Genomic DNA, 459 nt, shown 5'->3' with positions numbered 1-459 from the left:
GTGCCTCAGCTGGTCATATCCGTCATGCATGAGGTCCGCCAGTCGGAGTCGGGCCATTACCAGGGGGCGTGGTTGCCGCCAGAATGCTGGCCTGAGCACGTGCGAGAGTTGCGGTCGCGGGCCTGGGTAGCCAGTCTCCAGTGAGGCGGTCCAAGCTAGCGAAGGCCGGGCCGAGCATTAGGCTGACCTGGCCCGTTCGTCGGTAGGCGTCAACGAACTTGGTCACCCGCTCACCATCGTCACCAAAGCTGATGATCAGCAGGTGCGTACTCGGGATAGTAAGCATGTCCCGGATAATCCGGTTGATGTGGTCGTCACCGAAGCTGTACCCATACGTCACGAGGGTCGCATTCGGTCGGCATGCTGCAGCCGAAAAGTCGCGAAATAGGTCGGCGTACGGGTAGAACGTGGTCTCGAAGTCCTTCGCCGCGTTCGGGTAGATGAGTAGTTCAGACACAC

1 protein-coding gene is annotated in these 459 nt (G+C 60.3%); it reads right to left on the bottom strand.

Annotated elements, in window-relative coordinates:
* Positions 1-22 precede the first annotated feature (22 nt).
* On the bottom strand, positions 23-459 hold a 437-nt coding region (locus AC07RN_RS21175), incomplete at its 5' end, for an SIR2 family protein (protein WP_478337246.1).

The organism is Lelliottia sp. GFLA7, assembly GCF_056490165.1.
Note: the sequence above shows the minus strand (reverse complement) of the source record. Positions and strands in the feature narration are given on the sequence as shown.